The organism is Pseudomonas sp. Ag1 (assembly GCF_000278565.1).
In the GTDB taxonomy this organism is placed as follows: Bacteria; Pseudomonadota; Gammaproteobacteria; order Pseudomonadales; family Pseudomonadaceae; genus Aquipseudomonas.
The window spans coordinates 66,114-82,689 of record NZ_AKVH01000106.1 but is presented as its reverse complement, the minus strand read 5'-3'; the positions used below and the strand labels follow the sequence as shown (position 1 = coordinate 82,689).

At 62.7% G+C, this 16,576-nt stretch carries 15 protein-coding genes; 7 read left to right on the top strand and 8 right to left on the bottom strand.

Annotated features, from left to right (window positions below; translation table 11 throughout):
- Positions 1-182: 182 nt before the first annotated feature.
- Positions 183-1,991 (top strand): monovalent cation:proton antiporter-2 (CPA2) family protein, encoded by a 1,809-nt coding sequence (locus A462_RS10140; protein WP_008437055.1) that lies wholly within the window; start codon positions 183-185, stop codon positions 1,989-1,991.
- 72 nt (positions 1,992-2,063) lie between these two features.
- On the top strand, positions 2,064-2,642 hold the full coding sequence (locus A462_RS10145) for a hypothetical protein (RefSeq protein WP_003208079.1): 579 nt from the start codon (positions 2,064-2,066) through the stop codon (positions 2,640-2,642).
- Between the two features lie 145 nt (positions 2,643-2,787).
- Here A462_RS10145 and A462_RS10150 read toward each other — a convergent pair whose 3' ends face one another.
- Genes A462_RS10150 through A462_RS10160 form a run of 3 tightly spaced genes read right to left on the bottom strand, consistent with a single transcriptional unit; the run spans position 2,788 to position 4,897 of the window.
- Positions 2,788-3,507, bottom strand: a complete 720-nt coding sequence (locus tag A462_RS10150) for an alpha/beta hydrolase (RefSeq protein WP_003208077.1) — start codon at positions 3,505-3,507, stop codon at positions 2,788-2,790.
- Positions 3,508-3,519: 12 nt separating this feature from the next.
- Positions 3,520-4,275: a precorrin-6A synthase (deacetylating) gene (cobF, locus tag A462_RS10155; RefSeq protein ID WP_008437054.1), complete on the bottom strand. Its 756-nt coding sequence runs from the start codon at positions 4,273-4,275 to the stop codon at positions 3,520-3,522.
- A gap of 58 nt (positions 4,276-4,333) precedes the next feature.
- Positions 4,334-4,897 carry a histidine phosphatase family protein gene (locus tag A462_RS10160; RefSeq protein ID WP_008437053.1) on the bottom strand — a complete coding sequence of 188 codons (564 nt, stop codon included), beginning with the start codon at positions 4,895-4,897 and terminating at the stop codon, positions 4,334-4,336.
- Positions 4,898-5,095: 198 nt separating this feature from the next.
- Between A462_RS10160 and A462_RS10165 the strand changes: the two genes are divergently transcribed.
- Positions 5,096-5,308 carry a CbtB domain-containing protein gene (locus A462_RS10165; RefSeq protein WP_003208073.1) on the top strand — a complete coding sequence of 71 codons (213 nt, stop codon included), beginning with the start codon at positions 5,096-5,098 and terminating at the stop codon, positions 5,306-5,308.
- A gap of 15 nt (positions 5,309-5,323) precedes the next feature.
- Complete coding sequence (locus A462_RS10170; protein WP_032899583.1) at positions 5,324-6,052, top strand: CbtA family protein; 729 nt, start codon at positions 5,324-5,326, stop codon at positions 6,050-6,052.
- 40 nt (positions 6,053-6,092) lie between these two features.
- Here A462_RS10170 and A462_RS10175 read toward each other — a convergent pair whose 3' ends face one another.
- Positions 6,093-6,647: a DUF4865 family protein gene (locus A462_RS10175; protein ID WP_032899581.1), complete on the bottom strand. Its 555-nt coding sequence runs from the start codon at positions 6,645-6,647 to the stop codon at positions 6,093-6,095.
- 92 nt (positions 6,648-6,739) lie between these two features.
- Between A462_RS10175 and A462_RS10180 the strand changes: the two genes are divergently transcribed.
- A complete protein-coding gene (locus tag A462_RS10180; RefSeq protein WP_008437043.1) occupies positions 6,740-7,606 on the top strand; it encodes a LysR family transcriptional regulator in 867 nt (288 codons plus the stop codon).
- Here A462_RS10180 and A462_RS10185 read toward each other — a convergent pair.
- A complete protein-coding gene (locus A462_RS10185; protein WP_003208065.1) occupies positions 7,584-9,677 on the bottom strand; it encodes an EAL domain-containing protein in 2,094 nt (697 codons plus the stop codon). The genes A462_RS10180 and A462_RS10185 overlap by 23 nt on opposite strands.
- Positions 9,678-9,931: 254 nt before the next feature.
- Here A462_RS10185 and A462_RS10190 point away from each other — a divergent pair, with 254 nt between their 5' ends.
- Both A462_RS10190 and A462_RS10195 read left to right on the top strand, forming a co-directional pair.
- Positions 9,932-11,227, top strand: a complete 1,296-nt coding sequence (locus tag A462_RS10190; protein ID WP_443200827.1) for a serine hydrolase domain-containing protein — start codon at positions 9,932-9,934, stop codon at positions 11,225-11,227.
- Positions 11,228-11,254: 27 nt separating this feature from the next.
- The gene (locus A462_RS10195; RefSeq protein WP_008437039.1) at positions 11,255-11,584 is read left to right on the top strand and encodes a DUF6388 family protein; all 330 of its coding nucleotides are present in this window, start codon (positions 11,255-11,257) and stop codon (positions 11,582-11,584) included.
- Here the strand turns inward: A462_RS10195 and A462_RS10200 are convergent.
- Genes A462_RS10200 through tssM form a run of 3 tightly spaced genes read right to left on the bottom strand, consistent with a single transcriptional unit; the run spans position 11,581 to position 16,567 of the window.
- Complete coding sequence (locus A462_RS10200) at positions 11,581-12,459, bottom strand: serine/threonine-protein kinase (RefSeq protein WP_008437037.1); 879 nt, start codon at positions 12,457-12,459, stop codon at positions 11,581-11,583. The two genes, A462_RS10195 and A462_RS10200, sit on opposite strands and share 4 nt — an antisense overlap.
- Positions 12,447-13,184, bottom strand: coding sequence for a PP2C family protein-serine/threonine phosphatase (locus A462_RS0132580; RefSeq protein WP_083853231.1), 738 nt, complete (start codon positions 13,182-13,184; stop codon positions 12,447-12,449). The genes A462_RS10200 and A462_RS0132580 overlap by 13 nt, the downstream gene beginning before the upstream one ends.
- Positions 13,181-16,567 carry a type VI secretion system membrane subunit TssM gene (tssM, locus tag A462_RS10205; protein WP_008437027.1) on the bottom strand — a complete coding sequence of 1,129 codons (3,387 nt, stop codon included), beginning with the start codon at positions 16,565-16,567 and terminating at the stop codon, positions 13,181-13,183. The genes A462_RS0132580 and tssM overlap by 4 nt, the downstream gene beginning before the upstream one ends.
- Positions 16,568-16,576 lie beyond the last annotated feature (9 nt).

Below are 16,576 nucleotides of genomic sequence, written 5' to 3'. Positions count from 1 at the left end.
ATGATCCCGACCGCCACGTGCATAAAACTCATTGAAATAAATGGTATTAATAGTTTGGAGAGTGCCGCGAAAGAACCGGACGACATCCAATGAACCCGGAGGCGAAGGCCTTGGGACCTGCAAAGCAAGCTCGCTCCTACAGTAAAACCTGTTGATTCAGCAAAACGATCCCGGAGTCCCCAATGCCCCATGAAGGCAACCTGTTACAAGCGGCCGTTGTATTCCTGCTCGCTGCCGTCCTGACCGTGCCCCTGGCCAAGCGCCTGCAACTGGGTGCCGTGCTGGGTTACTTGCTGGCCGGAGTGATCATCGGCCCATCGGTGCTGGGCCTGGTGGGCAACCCGCAAAGCGTCAGCCAGTTTTCCGAACTTGGGGTGGTATTGCTGCTGTTCATCATTGGCCTGGAGTTGTCACCGAAGCGTCTGTGGGTGATGCGCAAGGCAGTGTTCGGTGTAGGCCTGGCGCAGGTGTTGCTGACGGGCACCGTGATCGGCGTGGTCGCGCTGTTCGTGTTTGGCCAATCATGGAACAGCGCGATTGTGCTGGGCCTTGGCCTGGCGCTCTCCTCCACCGCGTTTGGCCTGCAAAGCCTCGCCGAGCGCAAGGAACTCAACCAGCCCCACGGGCGCCTGGCCTTTGCGATTCTGTTGTTCCAGGACATCGCCGCCATCCCGTTGATCGCCATGGTGCCGCTGCTCGCGGGCAGCGATCATCCCGCCACCACCTCCCAGGGCCTGCGACACGGCCTGGAAGTACTGGGCAGCATCGCCGTGGTGATCATCGGCGGGCGCTATCTGTTGCGGCCGGTGTTTCGCATCGTCGCCAAGACCGGCCTGCGGGAGGTCTCCACCGCCACCGCGTTGCTGGTGGTGATCGGCACCGCATGGCTGATGGAGCTGGTGGGCGTGTCCATGGCCCTCGGCGCCTTCCTCGCCGGGTTGCTGCTGGCAGACTCCGAATACCGGCATGAGCTGGAATCGCAGATCGAACCGTTCAAGGGCCTGCTGCTGGGTCTGTTTTTTATCAGCGTGGGCATGGGCGCCAATATCAGCCTGCTGTTCAGCGCGCCGGTGATCGTGCTGGGGCTGACCCTGCTGCTGATCGCCATCAAGTTGCCGCTGCTGTTTTGCGTGGGTCGCCTGGCAGGCGGCCTGAACCCTGAAAGCGCGCTGCGCCTGGGCGTGGTGCTGGCAGCCGGTGGTGAGTTCGCATTCGTGGTGTTCAAGATCGGCCGCGACCAAGGCCTGTTCGAGCCGCACCTCTACGACATCCTGGTGTTGACCATCACCCTGTCCATGGCCGTGACGCCATTGCTGCTGTTGCTCTGCCCGAAGCTGTTCAAGCCCAAGGCCAAGCCGGTGGAAGTGCCCGAGGAATACCGTGCCATCGAAAGCGATGCGCCACGGGTGGTGATCGCCGGGATGGGCCGCATGGGGCAGATCGTGGCGCGGATCCTGCGGGCACAGAACATCTCGTTCATTGCCCTCGACACCTCGGTGGAAACCATCGAACTGACCCGCAGTTTCGGCGGCATGCCGGTGTTCTACGGCGACCCGCAGCGCCCGGAAATCCTTCACGCAGCGAAAGTCGACCAGGCCGAGTTTTTCGTGATCGCCATGGACGACCCCGAGATCAACATCAAGACCGCCGAGCTGGTGCGCAGCCTCTACCCGCACATGAAGATCATCGCCCGCGCCCGTAACCGCCAGCATGTGCACCGCCTGGTGGACCTCGACGCGTCACCGGTGCGCGAGACGTTTTACTCCAGCCTGGAAATGAGCCGCCGCACCCTGGTGGGCCTTGGCTTGACCCAGGCCCAGGCCGACGCGCGCATCAGCCGCTTCAAAAACCATGACCTGCAATTGCTGGCGGCCCAACACGCCGTGTATGACGACGCGGCCAAGGTGATGCAGTCTGCCCAGGAAGCCCGGACGGAACTGGCACGGCTGTTTGAGATGGACCGGATCGAGGAAGAGTCCGACAAGGTGTAGCGATGGAGATGAACGATCTTGCGAGTTTTCTGACAGAATACGGCGCAATTTCGTTCATCCCTGGAGAGCTTCATGGCCACCCTCAGCAAGACCGCAGCCCTCTTGGCCCTAGCGCTGGCCGCCGGCTTCGGCGCCAGCCAAGTCCTCGCCGCCAGCAAGCCAGCGGCGCAGAAGACCGCCACCCAGACCATCTCCACCCTGGATGGCAAATTCAGCTTCAACCTGCCCAAGTCCTACCTGGCCGACCCACTGCCGGCCGGTGATGCCGAGCACGGCACCGCAGGCGCCAGCGGCACGATGTACAGTGACCAGGCCACCAAAAGCGTGATCTTCGTCGTCGAAAAACCGAGTGTCGCCGGCCTGATCAAGGACAACGACCCGCAGTTCCTCGACGGTGCCGTGGCGGATTTCGTCAAGGAACAAAGCGCCGCCCTGCCGGACTTCAAGAAAGGCGCCGAGAAGAAACTCACCGTGAAAGGCCTGGCCCTGCGCCAGGTCGACAGCACCGCGACCATGGGCGGTGGCAAGACACTGAGTTCCACCTTCCTGACGGGCTCCGGCAGCCACCAATTGGTGGTGCAGGCCATTTCCCGGGCGGATGATGAAGCCGGTCATGCACTGTTGGTGAAGCAGATTATCGGCGGTAAATAACCGGTTTTATCTGGCAGTGAAAATCCAATGTGGGAGCGGGCTTGCTCGCGAATGCGGTGGGTCAGTTAATACATGTGCTGACTGCAACACCGTCTTCGCGAGCAAGCCCGCTCCCACATTTTTTATCGCGTTCACATCGCAGGATTCAACGCAGGCTCTTTTCCAGCCACTGCTTCAAGTCCAGCAACTCCGCCTCACCGACGGTATGAATCATCCCCGGGTAGCCGTGGAATTCCGGCGTGAGGCCAATCCCCTGCAATACCTCGTTGGCCCGCGTTGCCGAGTAGTACGGCAGCGCCTGGTCCAGCGTCCCGTGACCGATGAAAATCGCCAGCTTGCCCAGTGGCGCATCCGGCTTGAGTTCGGCCTTGAGTACCGGCAGCAGGCTGCCGCTCAACGCCGCAATCCCGCGCAGGGTTTCGGGATGTCTTAACCCGACTTCATACGACATGATCGCACCCTGGCTGAACCCCACCAGAAACACCCGCTCAGGTTGGGTGTGGTACTTGGTGGTGGCCTGGGCGACGAAGGCTTCGATCAGCTTGGCGCTGCTCTGCAGGTCGGCGGTCTCGCCATCAAAATCGCCATCGCCCGGCTTCTTGCGAAACCAGCGATAACCACCGCCCTCCACCGGCATCGGTGCCCGTGCAGACAGGTAGGTCCAGGTCGACGGCAAGCGGTCCTTGAGCCCGAACAGGTCGGCCTCGTCACTGCCATAACCGTGCAGGAAGATCACCAGCGGCTCGTTGCGTGCATCACTTTGGGTCTGCTCCAGGTAAGGCAGCGGCAGGTCGGTGTGCAATACGTCTTCGGCCTGTGCGGCGCCGGTAAACAGCGCTACCGTCAGGGCAATCAGTTTGAGCATGAGCATCAACCTCTAGGGTTTGCGCAACAAATAGGTATCCATGATCCAGCCATTGGCCTGGCGCGCCGCCTTGCGCACACGTTCAATCTCTTCGGCAACCTCGGCCACTTTGCCGCTGATCAGGATTTCATCCGGTGTGCCCAGGTAGGCGCCCCAGTAGATATCCAGGTCCTGATCGGCCACGGTGCGGTAGGAATCTTCGGCATCGAGCATGACAACCAGGGTGTCGGCATCACTCGCCTGCCCCGCCGCCAACCGGCGCCCGGTGGTGATTTCGATGGAGCGACCGATGCGGTTCAGCGGCACTTTGTGCTGCGCCGCCAACGCCTGGACGCTGGTGATCCCGGGGATCACTTCAAATTCGAATTCGCAGCTGCCGCTGGCGAGGATCGCCTGCAGGATACGAATGGTGCTGTCGTACAGTGCGGGGTCGCCCCAGGCCAGGAATGCGCCCACTTCGCCGTCGGCCATTTCTTCATTGATCATCCGTTCGAAGGTCTGCTGCTTGTCGCGGTTCAGGTCCTTCACGGCGGTGGTGTAGTCGATATCACCGCGCACCCGCTCGGGGCAATCGGCCTCGACAAAGCGGTAGGCGTGATCGGTGATGTAGGTCTCGCAGATTTCCCGGCGCAGGTCGATCAGCTTGTCCTTGCTCTGGCCCTTGTCCATCAGGAAAAACACGTCGGTGTGGTTGAGCGCCTTGACCGCCTGCATCGTGATGTAGTCAGGGTTGCCGGCGCCAATGCCGATGATCAGGATGCGTTTCATGGGAAAGTCTTCATGGGGGGTCTCGGTGCGGGGAACGGATTTTGCCATGTTCGGGACGTCAGGCGTGAGTTTCCAGGCGCAGGCGCCAACGCCCATTGAATCGCAACTCGGTGGATGACAGCGGTTCCACGTCGATCAGGTTGAACATGGCGGGTGGGCATTGCATGACATGCAGCAGCGCTGCGCGGATCACAAATGGATGCGTCACCGCCACGACATGCCCCGGGGATTGCTCGAGGGACTGCAACCACTGCCCTATCCGCTCACACAGTTGCACTACCGACTCGCCGCCGTGGGGCGCCGAGGTGCTGTCGGTCAACCAGGCCTGAAGCGCTTCGGGTTCGGCCTTCTGAACCTCCTCGATCGCCAACCCTTGCCAGCGGCCAAAATCACAATCGCGCAGGGCTGTTTCAACCAAAGCATCGTCGGCAAACAGCGCCGCCGTCTGCCGGGTCCGCGCCTCCGGGCCGCACAGCACCCGGGGTGCACGCTTGAAGCGTTGCCCCTGGGAAAGCGCCGCCTGCTGCCAGTCCATCTCCACCGACTCATCCAGCGCAAAGCGTGCCTGTTTCTGGGCACGGGTGCTGGCGTGGGCAACAAGGGTCAAACGGGTGGCCTGCATGACAAATCGCTCTGGTTTTAAGGTGCAGTCAGCGTAGACTTGCGAAGTTGTTTCAACATGTTTCAACTATTCTGCAACAGGAAGCCGGTTCAATGCCGGCGCGGTCGCGCCACTGTATTCGGCCTTTTAGCCGTAAGCCAGACCCTGTTTCAGCCAACTCGCTATCCATTTCGGGACGCGTCATCCCTGGAGGTTCTCATGGCTTATACCGCTGCAACTGGCTCCGACGTTTCAATACCGTCCATTCCCCTGGGCGAAATCCTGCCCTGGGCGATCTTCGGCGGCCTGCTGCTATTGCTCGCGATTTACTTCGTCGGCGCCGAGCAAGGCGCGACGGCCGTGTTCAAAGGCATGTACGTGCATGAGTTTGTGCATGACGGTCGCCACCTGCTGGGTTTCCCCTGCCATTGATTGGAGCGTGACGACATGACAGGGCATTTACTCGTTCGCGGGATGCTGGTGGGCCTGCTCGCGGGCATCCTGGCCTTCGGCTTCGCCAAGACTTTTGGTGAGCCGCAGATCGACAAGGCCATCGCCTTCGAAGATCAGATGGCACAGATGCACGGCGACGCGCCGGAAGAAGAACTGGTGAGCCGCGAAGTACAAAGTACCTTCGGCCTGTTCACCGGCGTGGTGGTGTACAGCGTCTCCCTGGGTGGCATTTTCGCCTTGGTGTTCGCCTACTCCCTGGGCCGCATCGGCAAGGTCGGCCCCCGTGGCTTGGCAGCGCTGCTGGCATTGGCGGCGTTTGTGACGATCATCGTGGTGCCGGGGCTGAAGTATCCGGCCAACCCGCCATCGGTGGGCGACCCGGCCACCATCGCGCAACGCACCAAGCTGTTCTTCCTGATGCTGCTGGTGTCGGTGGCGGCTGCGGTGATTGCGATCAACGCGGCGCGCAAGCTGATTGCCAGCCGTGGCCTATGGGCAGGCGCGATTCTCGGTGTGGCGCTGTACATCGTGATCGTGTCGGTGGCCGGCAGCTTGTTCCCGACCATCAACGAAGTGCCGGAACAGTTCTCGGCAGTGTTGCTGTGGAAATTCCGCGTGGCCTCCCTGGGGATTCAACTGGTGCTGTGGACCACCCTGGGCCTGGTGTTCGGCGCCGTGGCCGAGCGCAAGCTGAGCCAGCCTCAGGCGCGTCTCAACTCCTGACGGTACAGGTAGCCGCCGACGAATCGGCGGCTACCGGCATTCACACCCCGGGCCGCGCCAGGTAGAACACCTCGTAGCCATTGCCCGGATGGTTCACATCCAGCGCCTTGGCCGACAAGGTAATTCGCACCAGCTTCCACGCCTGCACATCCAGCGCCAGAAACACCGCGAAGTTATCGCTGCTGTCCGCGAGCTGCTGGTTGCGGGCCTTTTCTGCGGCGAGGATTTGCCCGCGGTCCGCCCCCGGCGCCAGCGCCCACTCCTCCCGATACAGGCTCAAGGCGTCTTGCGCCGGACCTCGCTGCACATCCAGCGGTAACCAGGACTCAATGTGCGGCTGGCCAAAACTGTCGAGGACCTTCTGGAAGCGCTCGCCGAGCAAGAAATCCGCAGCCTGCAAAGGATCCGACCACAGATAAATCGACGAATACAGGTTACCCACCCCCGGCCCCTGCCCTCTCTCCTGGGCGATAAACGCCTTGAACAGCAAACCCTCGGCATGATCCCACAACGGCCCCAGGCGAGCGGCCCGCTCACGGATGACACCCATGTCGTAATCGGCTGGCAAGCGGTGTGAATACTGTTTGGCAAACATCATGGCGCTCCAGTTCAGATGAGTGTCCAGCTTGCGCAGCGCCAATGATTTCAGCAAGATATCACCGGATATAGTTGTGATAAGGAATTGAAATGACCGACGCACTCAAGCCGCTGGATATCGACACCGTGCACGCCTTCGTCCTGGTCGCCGATTTCGCCAGTTTCACCCGCGCGGCCCAGGCACTGGACACCTCGCAGGCAGCCATCAGCCTCAAGCTCAAGCGCCTGGAAGAACGCCTCGGTTATCGCCTGCTGGTGCGTACACCGCGGCATGTACGTCTGTCGCCCCAGGGCGAGCAGTTCATCGTCGCCGCCCGCACATTGCTCAATGCCCACGAACGGGCGTTGGGTGACATGGGCAATGGCGCCCCGCGACGGTTGGTGATCGGCATCAGCGACCACGTGGCCGGGCCGGACCTGCCACTGTGGCTCAGCCGCCTGGCCGCCTATGACCCGCTGGTGATCCTGGAGGTGCGGATTGCTTCGTCCCGCGACCTGGTGGCGGCGTTCGACCGCAACGAATTGGACGCGGTGATCGTGCGCAACGAAGGCGATCGCCAGGACGGTGAGGTATTGGTGGTGGAGCGCTTTGGCTGGTTCGCCGCGCCTACCTGGCAGCACACGCCCGGCACGCCCCTGCGCATGGCAACCATGGCCGCGCCCTGCGGCGTGCGACACCTGGCGGTGCGCGCGCTGGATGAGGCGCGGATTGACTGGACCGAAGTGTTTGTCGGCGGCGGCGTAATGGCGGTGGGTGCGGCAGTCAGCGCCGGCCTGGGTGTGGCGGCGCTGGCCCGGCGAGTGGCGCCGGCGGGCGCCGTGGACGTCAGCGAACAGTACGGATTACCGGCGTTGCCCGTCAGTGAAATCGTGCTGCACAGCCGCATCAGCGACGGCCGCTCCCGCGAGACATTGCGGGCGTTGAGCGCAACCTTCAGAGGGGTTCTGGAGCGTTAGATTGCATCTGGGTATACCGCCCGCGCACGAACCGCTCCAGTTCATCGCCCGGCAGCGCCTTGCTGAAATACCAGCCCTGGATGATCAGCTCCGAGCCCGACTGCAAAAACGCCAGTTGCTCGGCGGTTTCCACGCCCTCCACCACCACCCCGAGGTTCAACGCCTCACAGAACCGCAGCATCCCGGTCAACACCTGGGCGCCCTTTGGATCATGCTGGGCGACCACGAAACTGCGATCGATCTTGATGAAATCCACGGGGAACTGGTGCAGGTAACTCAGCGCTGAAAATCCGGTGCCGAAGTCGTCGATATACACCTTGGCACCAATCGCCTGGAGCTTCTCGATCATCTGCCGCGTGCCCTGGATATCGCCCACCAGCGCATCCTCGGTGATCTCCACCGAAACCTGCCCGTGGGCCTGGGCCAGTATCTCCACCAGCCGATCACCATACGCCCGGGTAGTCAGCGTGGCGCTGGAGATATTGATCGTCATCGGCAACGTAAACCCGACCTTCTGCCACTTCTGGTACTGGCGCACAGCCTGGGATGCCACCCACACATCCACGTCGGGCATCAACCTGGCATGGGCCAGCCATTGCAGGAACTCCCAGGGTGAATGCACCGTACCTTCGGCGTCCCGGGCCCGCATCAACGCTTCGCAACCGGTGCATAGCCCGGTCCGGGTGGAAATCTGCGGCTGGAATTCGAGGTAGAACTCGTAGTCGCTGATCTGCTGGATATGGCTCAACTCGCTGACCTGGCGCGCCTGGGCCTTGTGGGACGCCATCACCGGGTCCAGCTCCAGCAAGCGGCCTTTTTCTTCCAGGCCGCGAAAGGTCATGTCCAGCGACTTCAAATACACCGTACCGCCCTCCGTGGCCTGGCGGTTGATCGCGCGCACATAGGGCGCATAGATCAGCATGCCAACCCCCAGCAACACCACCTGCAGCAACACTGCCGCGAGATCGCCGTGGGTGCTCAGGTAGGCGTTGAGCAACACCGGCGCAGTAAATGGCACGCTCACCACCGCAGGCGACACCCAGCCAATCTGCACCACCATCAACGCCAGTATCACGTTGAACGCCGGGACCACCAGAAAGGGAATGAACAGCCGCGGGTTAAGAATGATCGGCAAGCCAAACAACAGCACTTCACTGACATTGAACAACGACAACGGCAGGCTCGCCATCGCCACCAATCGCATGGACCGGCTTTTGGAAAACAGCAGGATCGCCAGCAGCAGGCACAGGGCACCACCCGAACCGCCGATAAACGCGAAACTGCCCAGCAAGCCGCCATTCAGTAGATATTTGACCGGCTCGCCCGCGGCCACCGCCGCATTATTGAGCCCGACCGCCTGGTCCAGCACATCAAAAAACGGCTGCATGGCGTAGACCCCATGGATCCCGAAAAACCACAGCAGCGAATTCATCAGGGTCACAAACAGGCCGCTGCCATAGGGCGTCTCCAGTGCATCGAGCACCTGCGGCCCCTGAAGCTGTGCCACCTGCGGAATCTGCAACAGCAACGACAGCACGAGCACCAGCCCGAGCGCCGTGATTGCCCCCGGCACCACCATATTGAGGGTGCCCTTGAGGTTGTGCCCCACCAGGTCTTCGTTGATCAACCGCGTCCAGCGACGCCGATGCAGCCAGGCGATGGCGGGCACATTGATCAGCGGTGAGGCGATGGCGATGAACAACACGAAGGTCGCCGAGGCTCGGGGAAAATCCCGCAGCACAAACGTGGCGATCACTACATGGGCCAGGCACAGGAACGCTACCGGGAGTTGCGGCAGGCGGTGCTGGATCGCGAGCATGTAGCCGATGGAGGCTGCCACCAGCAGCGGGATCACCGAGCTGATCTGGTTGTGCAACCCCGCCAGGAAGGCCACCACCTGTGGGTCGAAACCCAGCACTCGGGCGCATTCGGACAGGATCAGGAAACCGGCAGATACCAGCAGGCACGGCAGGATCCACAACAGCCCCTCGCGTATGGCCCGCAACGACTCGGTACTGGCGAGGGCCGCCAGCCGCTGGGTGAAGAAAAGCTTGAACAGCGTTTGCGCCATCACCTGTCCCTCGGTCCCTGATGCCAGGGTCGCAAAATAACACCTGGCTGTCGCCTTATCACGGGGTAACGCTACACGCCCTGACACCGCAAGCGAAAGGCTTTTGCCGCCCCTGGCGCATTTATTCAGAATCACCGCAGGGGCTTGCTGCTTGTCGATTGGCTCGGGTTGGCCCATCCTTTGGCGCACTGGTTGTCGTAAAAAACGACGCACCCCTCGAACGGACTCGACTGATGCTGCGATTCACTCCCCTCATGGCCTGTGCGCTGCTTGGGCTGACCAGCCCGTTGGCCGGCGCCGCCACCCCGACCTTCGCCGATGCCCAGGCCAGCGACCCGGCCAGGCTGCAATGGATGGTCGGCGCACCGCCACCGGCCGACCGCACCGTACGCTTTGAAGACGGCAGCTATTTCCGCTTCCCGGCCATGCGCTGGAGTGTCGCCAACTTTCGCCAATTGATGCCCACGGTTAACGTCTCCCGCGGGCTCGGCGCACCGCTGGCATTGCCACGCAAACTCGACCCGGCACTCGATGCAATCCCCGTGCAGCCAGTGGGTGCAGCCCAGCCGCTGACCTGGCGCCAGGCCCTGGACGCCACCTACACCGATGGCATCGTGGTGATGCATCGAGGCACGGTGGTTTATGAGCGTTATTTCGGGGTGCTCAAGGAGGATGGGCAACACGCGGCCATGTCGGTCACCAAATCGGTGATCGGTACCCTGGGCGCGATGCTGGTGGCCGATGGCACCCTGGACCCACAGAAAAAGATCGTCGACTACGTGCCCGAACTCGGCCGTTCGGCCTTTGGCAGCGCCACCTTGCGCCAGGTGCTGGACATGACCACCGCCCTGGACTACAGCGAAGATTATGCCGACCCCAACGCCGAAGTCTGGGCCCACGCCCAGGCCGGCAACCCGCTGCCCAAACCCAAGGACTACACCGGGCCGCGCAGCTACTACGAGTTCCTGCAAACGGTTAAGCAGCGCGGCGAACACGGGCGTGCCTTCGGCTACAAGACCGTCAATACCGACGTACTCGGCTGGGTGATTGCCCGCGCGACCGGGCGCAATGTCGCGCAACTGCTCAGCGAACGCATCTGGAGTCGGCTTGGCGCCGAACAGGACGCCTACTTCACCGTCGACTCCATCGGCACACCCTTCGCCGGTGGCGGCCTGAACACCGGGCTGCGGGACCTGGCCCGGTTTGCCGAGATGCTGCGCAACGGCGGGCGCTTCAATGGCCAGCAGATCGTGCCCGAAAACGTGGTGACGGATATTCGCCAGGGCGGCGACAAGCAGGCGTTCGCCCAGGCCGGCTACGCTCAATTGAAGGGCTGGAGCTATCGCAACATGTGGTGGGTAACCCACAATCCCGACGACGCCTTCATGGCCCGCGGGGTGCATGGCCAGAGCATCTACATCGACCCCAAGGCTGAAATGGTGATTGTTCGCTATGCCTCCCACCCGGTGGCCGGCAACGCCGCCAATGATGGGGTGACCTTGCCCGCCTATGCAGCCATGGCGGCTTTTTTAATGTCCAAGCCAGACTGACCGTCTCTCTTACCGTGGAGTAAACCTTTGTCCCAACCCGGCGAAAACCACCAGCTAGCCCTGGACCGATTCTTGAGTGAACACCCGGCCCTGGCCGCGGAACTGAATACATTGAACCCCCTGGCGGCCCAGGCCAAAGGGGAAACCATGGAGCAGTACCGCGCCGAGCGCCTGCATGAAGCCTTCGAGGCAGAAGCCGAGCAACAGGGCTTGTTCGCCTGGGAACTGACGCTGAAATTGACGGCGCATTCCCCGGCGGAGTTCGAGGCGCAACGCCTTGAGGTGCACAAGGAGGTGGCGCAAATGGCAGGCCTGAGTTGGTCGGAGTATTGCCAGCTGCACGACTTGCCCGTCTAGAACCAGCGGCCCAGGCCCTTCCTGCGATCAGCGAGCACCGCGCGTAATTCATCAAGGGTAACGGCCCTGCGTTCAGGGTCAGCCGTCAACGCCGTACGCAATACAGGCCAGCAATGGCGAGGCAGTTGCCGGGGCCGGGCCGGCCGGTCACTGGCGTGGCGCCGGCCTTGTGCCAATTCGTACAACACACAGGCCACTGCATACAGGTCGGCGCTGGCCGACAGTGCTCCGCCAGCCAACAACTCCGGCGCGGCGTACGCGGGCGTCCAGGCATTGAAGCGGCTGCGACTCAAGCCTGGAGAACCCGCCGGGGCCTGTCCGCAAGCCTCGCCCAGACCGAAATCGAACAAGCGCAACCCGTCGTCTCCCACCATGACATTGGCGGGTTTCACATCCCCGTGCAGCACACCCTGCTGATGGCTATGGCGCAACGCGTCGAGCAATTGCACGGCGATGCCTTGCAGCGCTTGCCAGGGTAAACCGCCGGGGCACTCCAGCAGCAACCGGTCCAGGGTCATGCCCTGGAGCAGTTCCATGGTAAAGAATGCGATCTGGCCGGGAGCATCCACTTCAAATGAATACACACGCACCACCTGCTCATGCCGCAGGCTGCGGGTCAGGGCAAACTCGTTGTACAGCAACACGTGGGCATCCGCAGATTTGCGAATGGCTTCGCCCAACACCTTGATCGCGACACTGGAACAGGGCTCGCCAAACTGTTCGTGCAGCAGGTCCCGCGCACGATAGACCACGCCCATGCCGCCTGCGCCCAACACGCGCTCGATCAGGTATCGCCCGGCCAGCAACTCGGGGGCTCCGTCGCGCGGTGGGTTTACCGGGGCCTTGGCAAAGGCAAAGTGGGTCAGGTCGCGCATGACTGCACCACCACAGCGGTCAGGTTGTCGCCGGCCGTGCCGCGCAAGACACCTGCAAACAGCTGGTCCAGGACACGTTGCGGGTTTCCCTGGCTCAAGGCCTGGCCCAACTCAGAGTGGCTAAGCGCCTGGTACAGGCCGTCGCTGCACAACAGAAACACATCCCCTGCCAAGGTACCGAGTTCCAGGACCTGCGGGCTCAGTGGTGCCCGCGAGCCGATGGCCCGGGTCAAGGCCCGTGCGTCTGGATGGGCCCTGGCCTGTTCCGGGCTCACCTGCTGGTCAATCAATTGCTCACACAGCGAATGGTCTCGCGACAGCTGGTACAGCGTCTGCCCGCGCCACAGATAGCAACGACTGTCACCGGCCCAGACACACGCAGCGCGATCGCCCTGAAGCAACAACGCCACGACCGTGCTTCCCATGATGGCCTCGGCGCCATGGGAGGCCAGCGTCAATTCATCGCCCAGCCGCCGGTTGAGCCATTGCAGGCAACGACAGGTCGCCTCGACGCGTTCATCCAGGCTGCCCTGGCCGGGCAATGACGCCAGGCCATCGACCACCAGCTGGCTGGCGATGTCCCCCGCCTGATGCCCGCCCATCCCGTCCGCCACGGCCCAGCAGCCCGTCCCGGGGCAATCGAGAAAGGCATCCTCGTTGCGTAAACGGACCTTTCCACGGTCTGTGCGACCGGCGCTGTGCCAGCGGTCGCGAGGTTGGCTCACAACTGCTCCGGCAGGCGAAAAGTTCGCCACTGCGCCATCTGAAATGGATTGGGTGTGCGTCGGCTGGTCAGCAGGTAGTTGGCGCGCAAGCCTGCCAGGTCAGCCTTGAGGATCAGCTCATCCTGCCCGCTGGAGGGTTCGCTCTGCATCAAGTCGAACAAGCGAAACAGGGACCAGGCCCCGGTATTTTTTTCGAGCCCCAGCGCCCGCTCGCGGCCACGCTCCAGTACCAGGCTGCTGCGACCATTCTCAGCCTCGGCTGGCCATTGCATCGCCATGGGGACAATCGGCCCGTGCCGGTACTCCATCTGCTGGCCACCCAAACGCAAGACCGCGCGACTCACCGACGGGTCCAGGCTATAGGGTGCGAGCGTGAAACGAACCTGCAAGTCCCCCGACTCATCCGCAAAAAAACCGCGCCTGATCACCTGCACCTTCGCCTGCTGGTCGAGCAACGCCCGAGACATCGGCAAGCTGCGCCCATCCAGGCTACGCAGCCTGTAGCGCCCGGAATCACCGCTGACGAAAGGCTTCAGATAGCTGTCAAAGAATCGCGCCATGATCCCCTCAGGCTTGAAAAACTCCTGGAAGTCGTTGAGGGAAACGTCGCTGCTGGCGTGGGCATTGAACGGGAAACGCAGCTTGATCGCCCTGCTGTAGAAACCATATACCTCGCTCTGATAACGCTGGTTCACATGCCGATAGGCCTGGTCGAGCATGAGGCGCCAATGCTCGTCGGCCAGGCTTTCGAACCAGCCCGCCAGCGGCAGCGGCAAACGAGCGGCCACGTTGCGCAGGTTACTCAGCGCATCCTGTTGCCCCTGGATCCGCCGCTTGACCATCTCGAACGCGACCGGCTCCGGCGCGCCTTCGCGATTCAAGCTCGCCAACTGCAGGTGCAAGTCGTTGAGCGCCTGTAACACGCCGGTCAACTCGGCCCCCGGGTTCTCATGGTTGTCCAGCAACTGGTGCAAGGGCTCGAAGCGGCGCTGCATGGCTCGCCGTGCGCTGTCGGGCAAGGCATTGACCAACCCGGCGGCGGTCGGCAACCGCTCTGCCGCAGGCCCAGGCAGCTTGGCAGCCAGCTCGTCGAGGCGCTCACTGGCCGACGGCAGGCGCGTGTGGTCACGAACCTGCTGCAACAACTGCAACAACGGCGACTGGGCCGACGTCAAGCTGGCGAGCTGCTCGGCGCCTTGCCTGGAGTTTTCAGTTTCACGCAGGCCAACCTGCCCAAGCGCCTCGCTCCAGGCATCGGCATACTCGCTGAAGTAGCGTTGTTCAAGCTCCACCATCAACCGTTGCAAATCCATGGCGCTCAGGTCGGCGCCCTCTCCCAGCACCCAGTTGTCCTGGACGATGGTGTTCACCAGCCGCGCGCCCTGCGCTTCAAAATGCCGCTGGTACGTGCGGGTATAAAACCCCGGAATGGAACGCTCGCCCCCGTCAAACACCCGCCCGTGTGCAAGGCGCAACGGTTCAAGGCCGCGAGCTTGTTCGCGCAGCACCCGGTACACCACGTCAACCAGCGATTCGCCGCGCAACACGTGGCGCGCGCGGGCCACCAGCTCGTCATCGAGCGGCTGCACGAACGGCTGCTCAAGCAAGCGCGCGAAATGTTCATTCAACCGGTTTTGCACGGAGGGCTCACCGGCAAACCGTACAGACCAATGCCCCGCCACCCGCTCACGCAGCCAGCCGACATCCCGACGCTCCCGCAGGTTGAGCATCAGGTATGCCCGGAGGTTATCCAGCAGCCGTTCACGATCTTCCAGGCTGCCGCGAACTTGTTCCTGCAGCATCTCGCTGACCTGGGACAGCAACAGCCGGCCCAAGGCACGCTCGTAGGCCTGCTCCAGCACCGGACGGCTGATACTGCCCTGATACAACCCCATCCGCTCAACCAGCCTGGCTTCGCCCGGCAAGGGGAAAATCCGCGTGGCCGCCAGGCGGCTGTCCAGCAGCGGCAGGAGTGCCTGGGTAGCGTCTGACCCAGGCTGCACGGGTGCGAGCTGTCGTGCCAGCGCCTGCAGTTGCTCCAGACGTTGATGATTGGAGGAGTAACTGTGGGTCCACAGCAAGCCCGCCGCCACGACGACCACTAGCGCGCCCAGGGCCAGTCCCCCCTGGTGCCGGCGGATTCGACGGCGCTCCTGGCTATCGAGGTCCGCCAGGTCGGCTTGCGCCAGAATCACCCGGCTGAACAAGCCCTGAATAAAGTACGCACGTGGTTCAAGTGCCTGTGGGCCACCGTCGGCGCTGGTCAAGTAGAAACCACGAAAGCCGTTGGTGTGCTGATAACGCGGGCCGCAAAAAGCAACGTCGATATAGAGGCTCAGGCGCTCGCCAATCCGGGCCGCCTGATGGGGGAAGTCGAGCATCCGTCCGCGCAGATCACTGTTGCGTTCCTGGTGCAGGCGCTGCACAAGCTCACCGCTCAAGCGCTGCAGCAGTGCTTCAAACGCCTGTCGTACCTGGGCAATGCCAATACCCGCTTTGCCTGGGACGATAGATTCGCCCAACACCGCATCACTGCCTTCGCCCAACGGCCGCTCGAAGAACTCCGCAAACCCCGGCAGGCGGTCGGCCTGGGTCACCACCAGGTAGATCGGCACCTCCACATGCAACGTCTGGCGGATCTCCAGCAACCGACTCTGGACTGCCCGCGCCTCATTCTCCAGCTGACGCTCGCTGCCATGGAGCAATGTGTCTGTCGACAGCGCCACCACCACACCATTGAGCGGGCGTGTCCGGCGCCGCACCTTGAGCAGCTCCAGCAGCGTCGACCAACCCGCGCCATCCACCTGGCTGTCAGGCTGGGTAAGGTAGCGGCCGGCGATGTCGAGCAACACGCCGTCCTCGGCGAAATGCCAGTCACAGTCCCGCGTGGCACCGCCCTGCGTCGCTACCGACGCGCCCTGATCCTGGAGCAACTGCAAGCCACTGGCGGCCAACATCCGGGACTTGCCACTGCCTTCCTTGCCGATCAGCAAATACCAGGGCAATGCATTACGCCAACGCGGGCTGCGTTCACCATAAATCCGGGAGTGTTTCAGGGTGTACAAAGCGTCCTTGAAGCGACCGCGCAGGTGCCGCTGCTCGTTTTCAACCTGGCCTTTGCGCGGGCGTGGTTCGCCGTCATCGACGGTTGATTGCCGGGCCATACTGCGCCAATTGGCATACACCATCGCCAGGCCCCACAACAAAAATAGCCCGCTGATTGTCAGCAAGCGCGATGCCGCCGCTTGCCAGAATCGATAGTCGTCGACAGCCAGCAGTGGCCCGAAGAACCACACGGTCATTGCGACCGCGAGCACCAGCAGCAGGCTCCAGACCCAAACCCTGCCCAGCACGGCGCCCGCGCTCCTGAAGAATGCGTTCATGCGTTGCTC

What these genes read in the sequence shown, in the direction of transcription:
- A462_RS10140 (WP_008437055.1), top strand. Translation starts at nt 183, where the DNA reads ATGCCCCATGAAGGCAACCTGTTACAAGCGGCCGTTGTATTCCTGCTC.
- A462_RS10145 (WP_003208079.1), top strand. Translation starts at nt 2,064, where the DNA reads ATGGCCACCCTCAGCAAGACCGCAGCCCTCTTGGCCCTAGCGCTGGCC.
- A462_RS10150 (WP_003208077.1), bottom strand. Translation starts at nt 3,507, where the DNA reads ATGCTCAAACTGATTGCCCTGACGGTAGCGCTGTTTACCGGCGCCGCA.
- cobF (WP_008437054.1), bottom strand. Translation starts at nt 4,275, where the DNA reads ATGAAACGCATCCTGATCATCGGCATTGGCGCCGGCAACCCTGACTAC.
- A462_RS10160 (WP_008437053.1), bottom strand. Translation starts at nt 4,897, where the DNA reads ATGCAGGCCACCCGTTTGACCCTTGTTGCCCACGCCAGCACCCGTGCC.
- A462_RS10165 (WP_003208073.1), top strand. Translation starts at nt 5,096, where the DNA reads ATGGCTTATACCGCTGCAACTGGCTCCGACGTTTCAATACCGTCCATT.
- A462_RS10170 (WP_032899583.1), top strand. Translation starts at nt 5,324, where the DNA reads ATGACAGGGCATTTACTCGTTCGCGGGATGCTGGTGGGCCTGCTCGCG.
- A462_RS10175 (WP_032899581.1), bottom strand. Translation starts at nt 6,647, where the DNA reads ATGTTTGCCAAACAGTATTCACACCGCTTGCCAGCCGATTACGACATG.
- A462_RS10180 (WP_008437043.1), top strand. Translation starts at nt 6,740, where the DNA reads ATGACCGACGCACTCAAGCCGCTGGATATCGACACCGTGCACGCCTTC.
- A462_RS10185 (WP_003208065.1), bottom strand. Translation starts at nt 9,677, where the DNA reads ATGGCGCAAACGCTGTTCAAGCTTTTCTTCACCCAGCGGCTGGCGGCC.
- A462_RS10190 (WP_443200827.1), top strand. Translation starts at nt 9,932, where the DNA reads ATGGCCTGTGCGCTGCTTGGGCTGACCAGCCCGTTGGCCGGCGCCGCC.
- A462_RS10200 (WP_008437037.1), bottom strand. Translation starts at nt 12,459, where the DNA reads ATGCGCGACCTGACCCACTTTGCCTTTGCCAAGGCCCCGGTAAACCCA.
- tssM (WP_008437027.1), bottom strand. Translation starts at nt 16,567, where the DNA reads ATGAACGCATTCTTCAGGAGCGCGGGCGCCGTGCTGGGCAGGGTTTGG.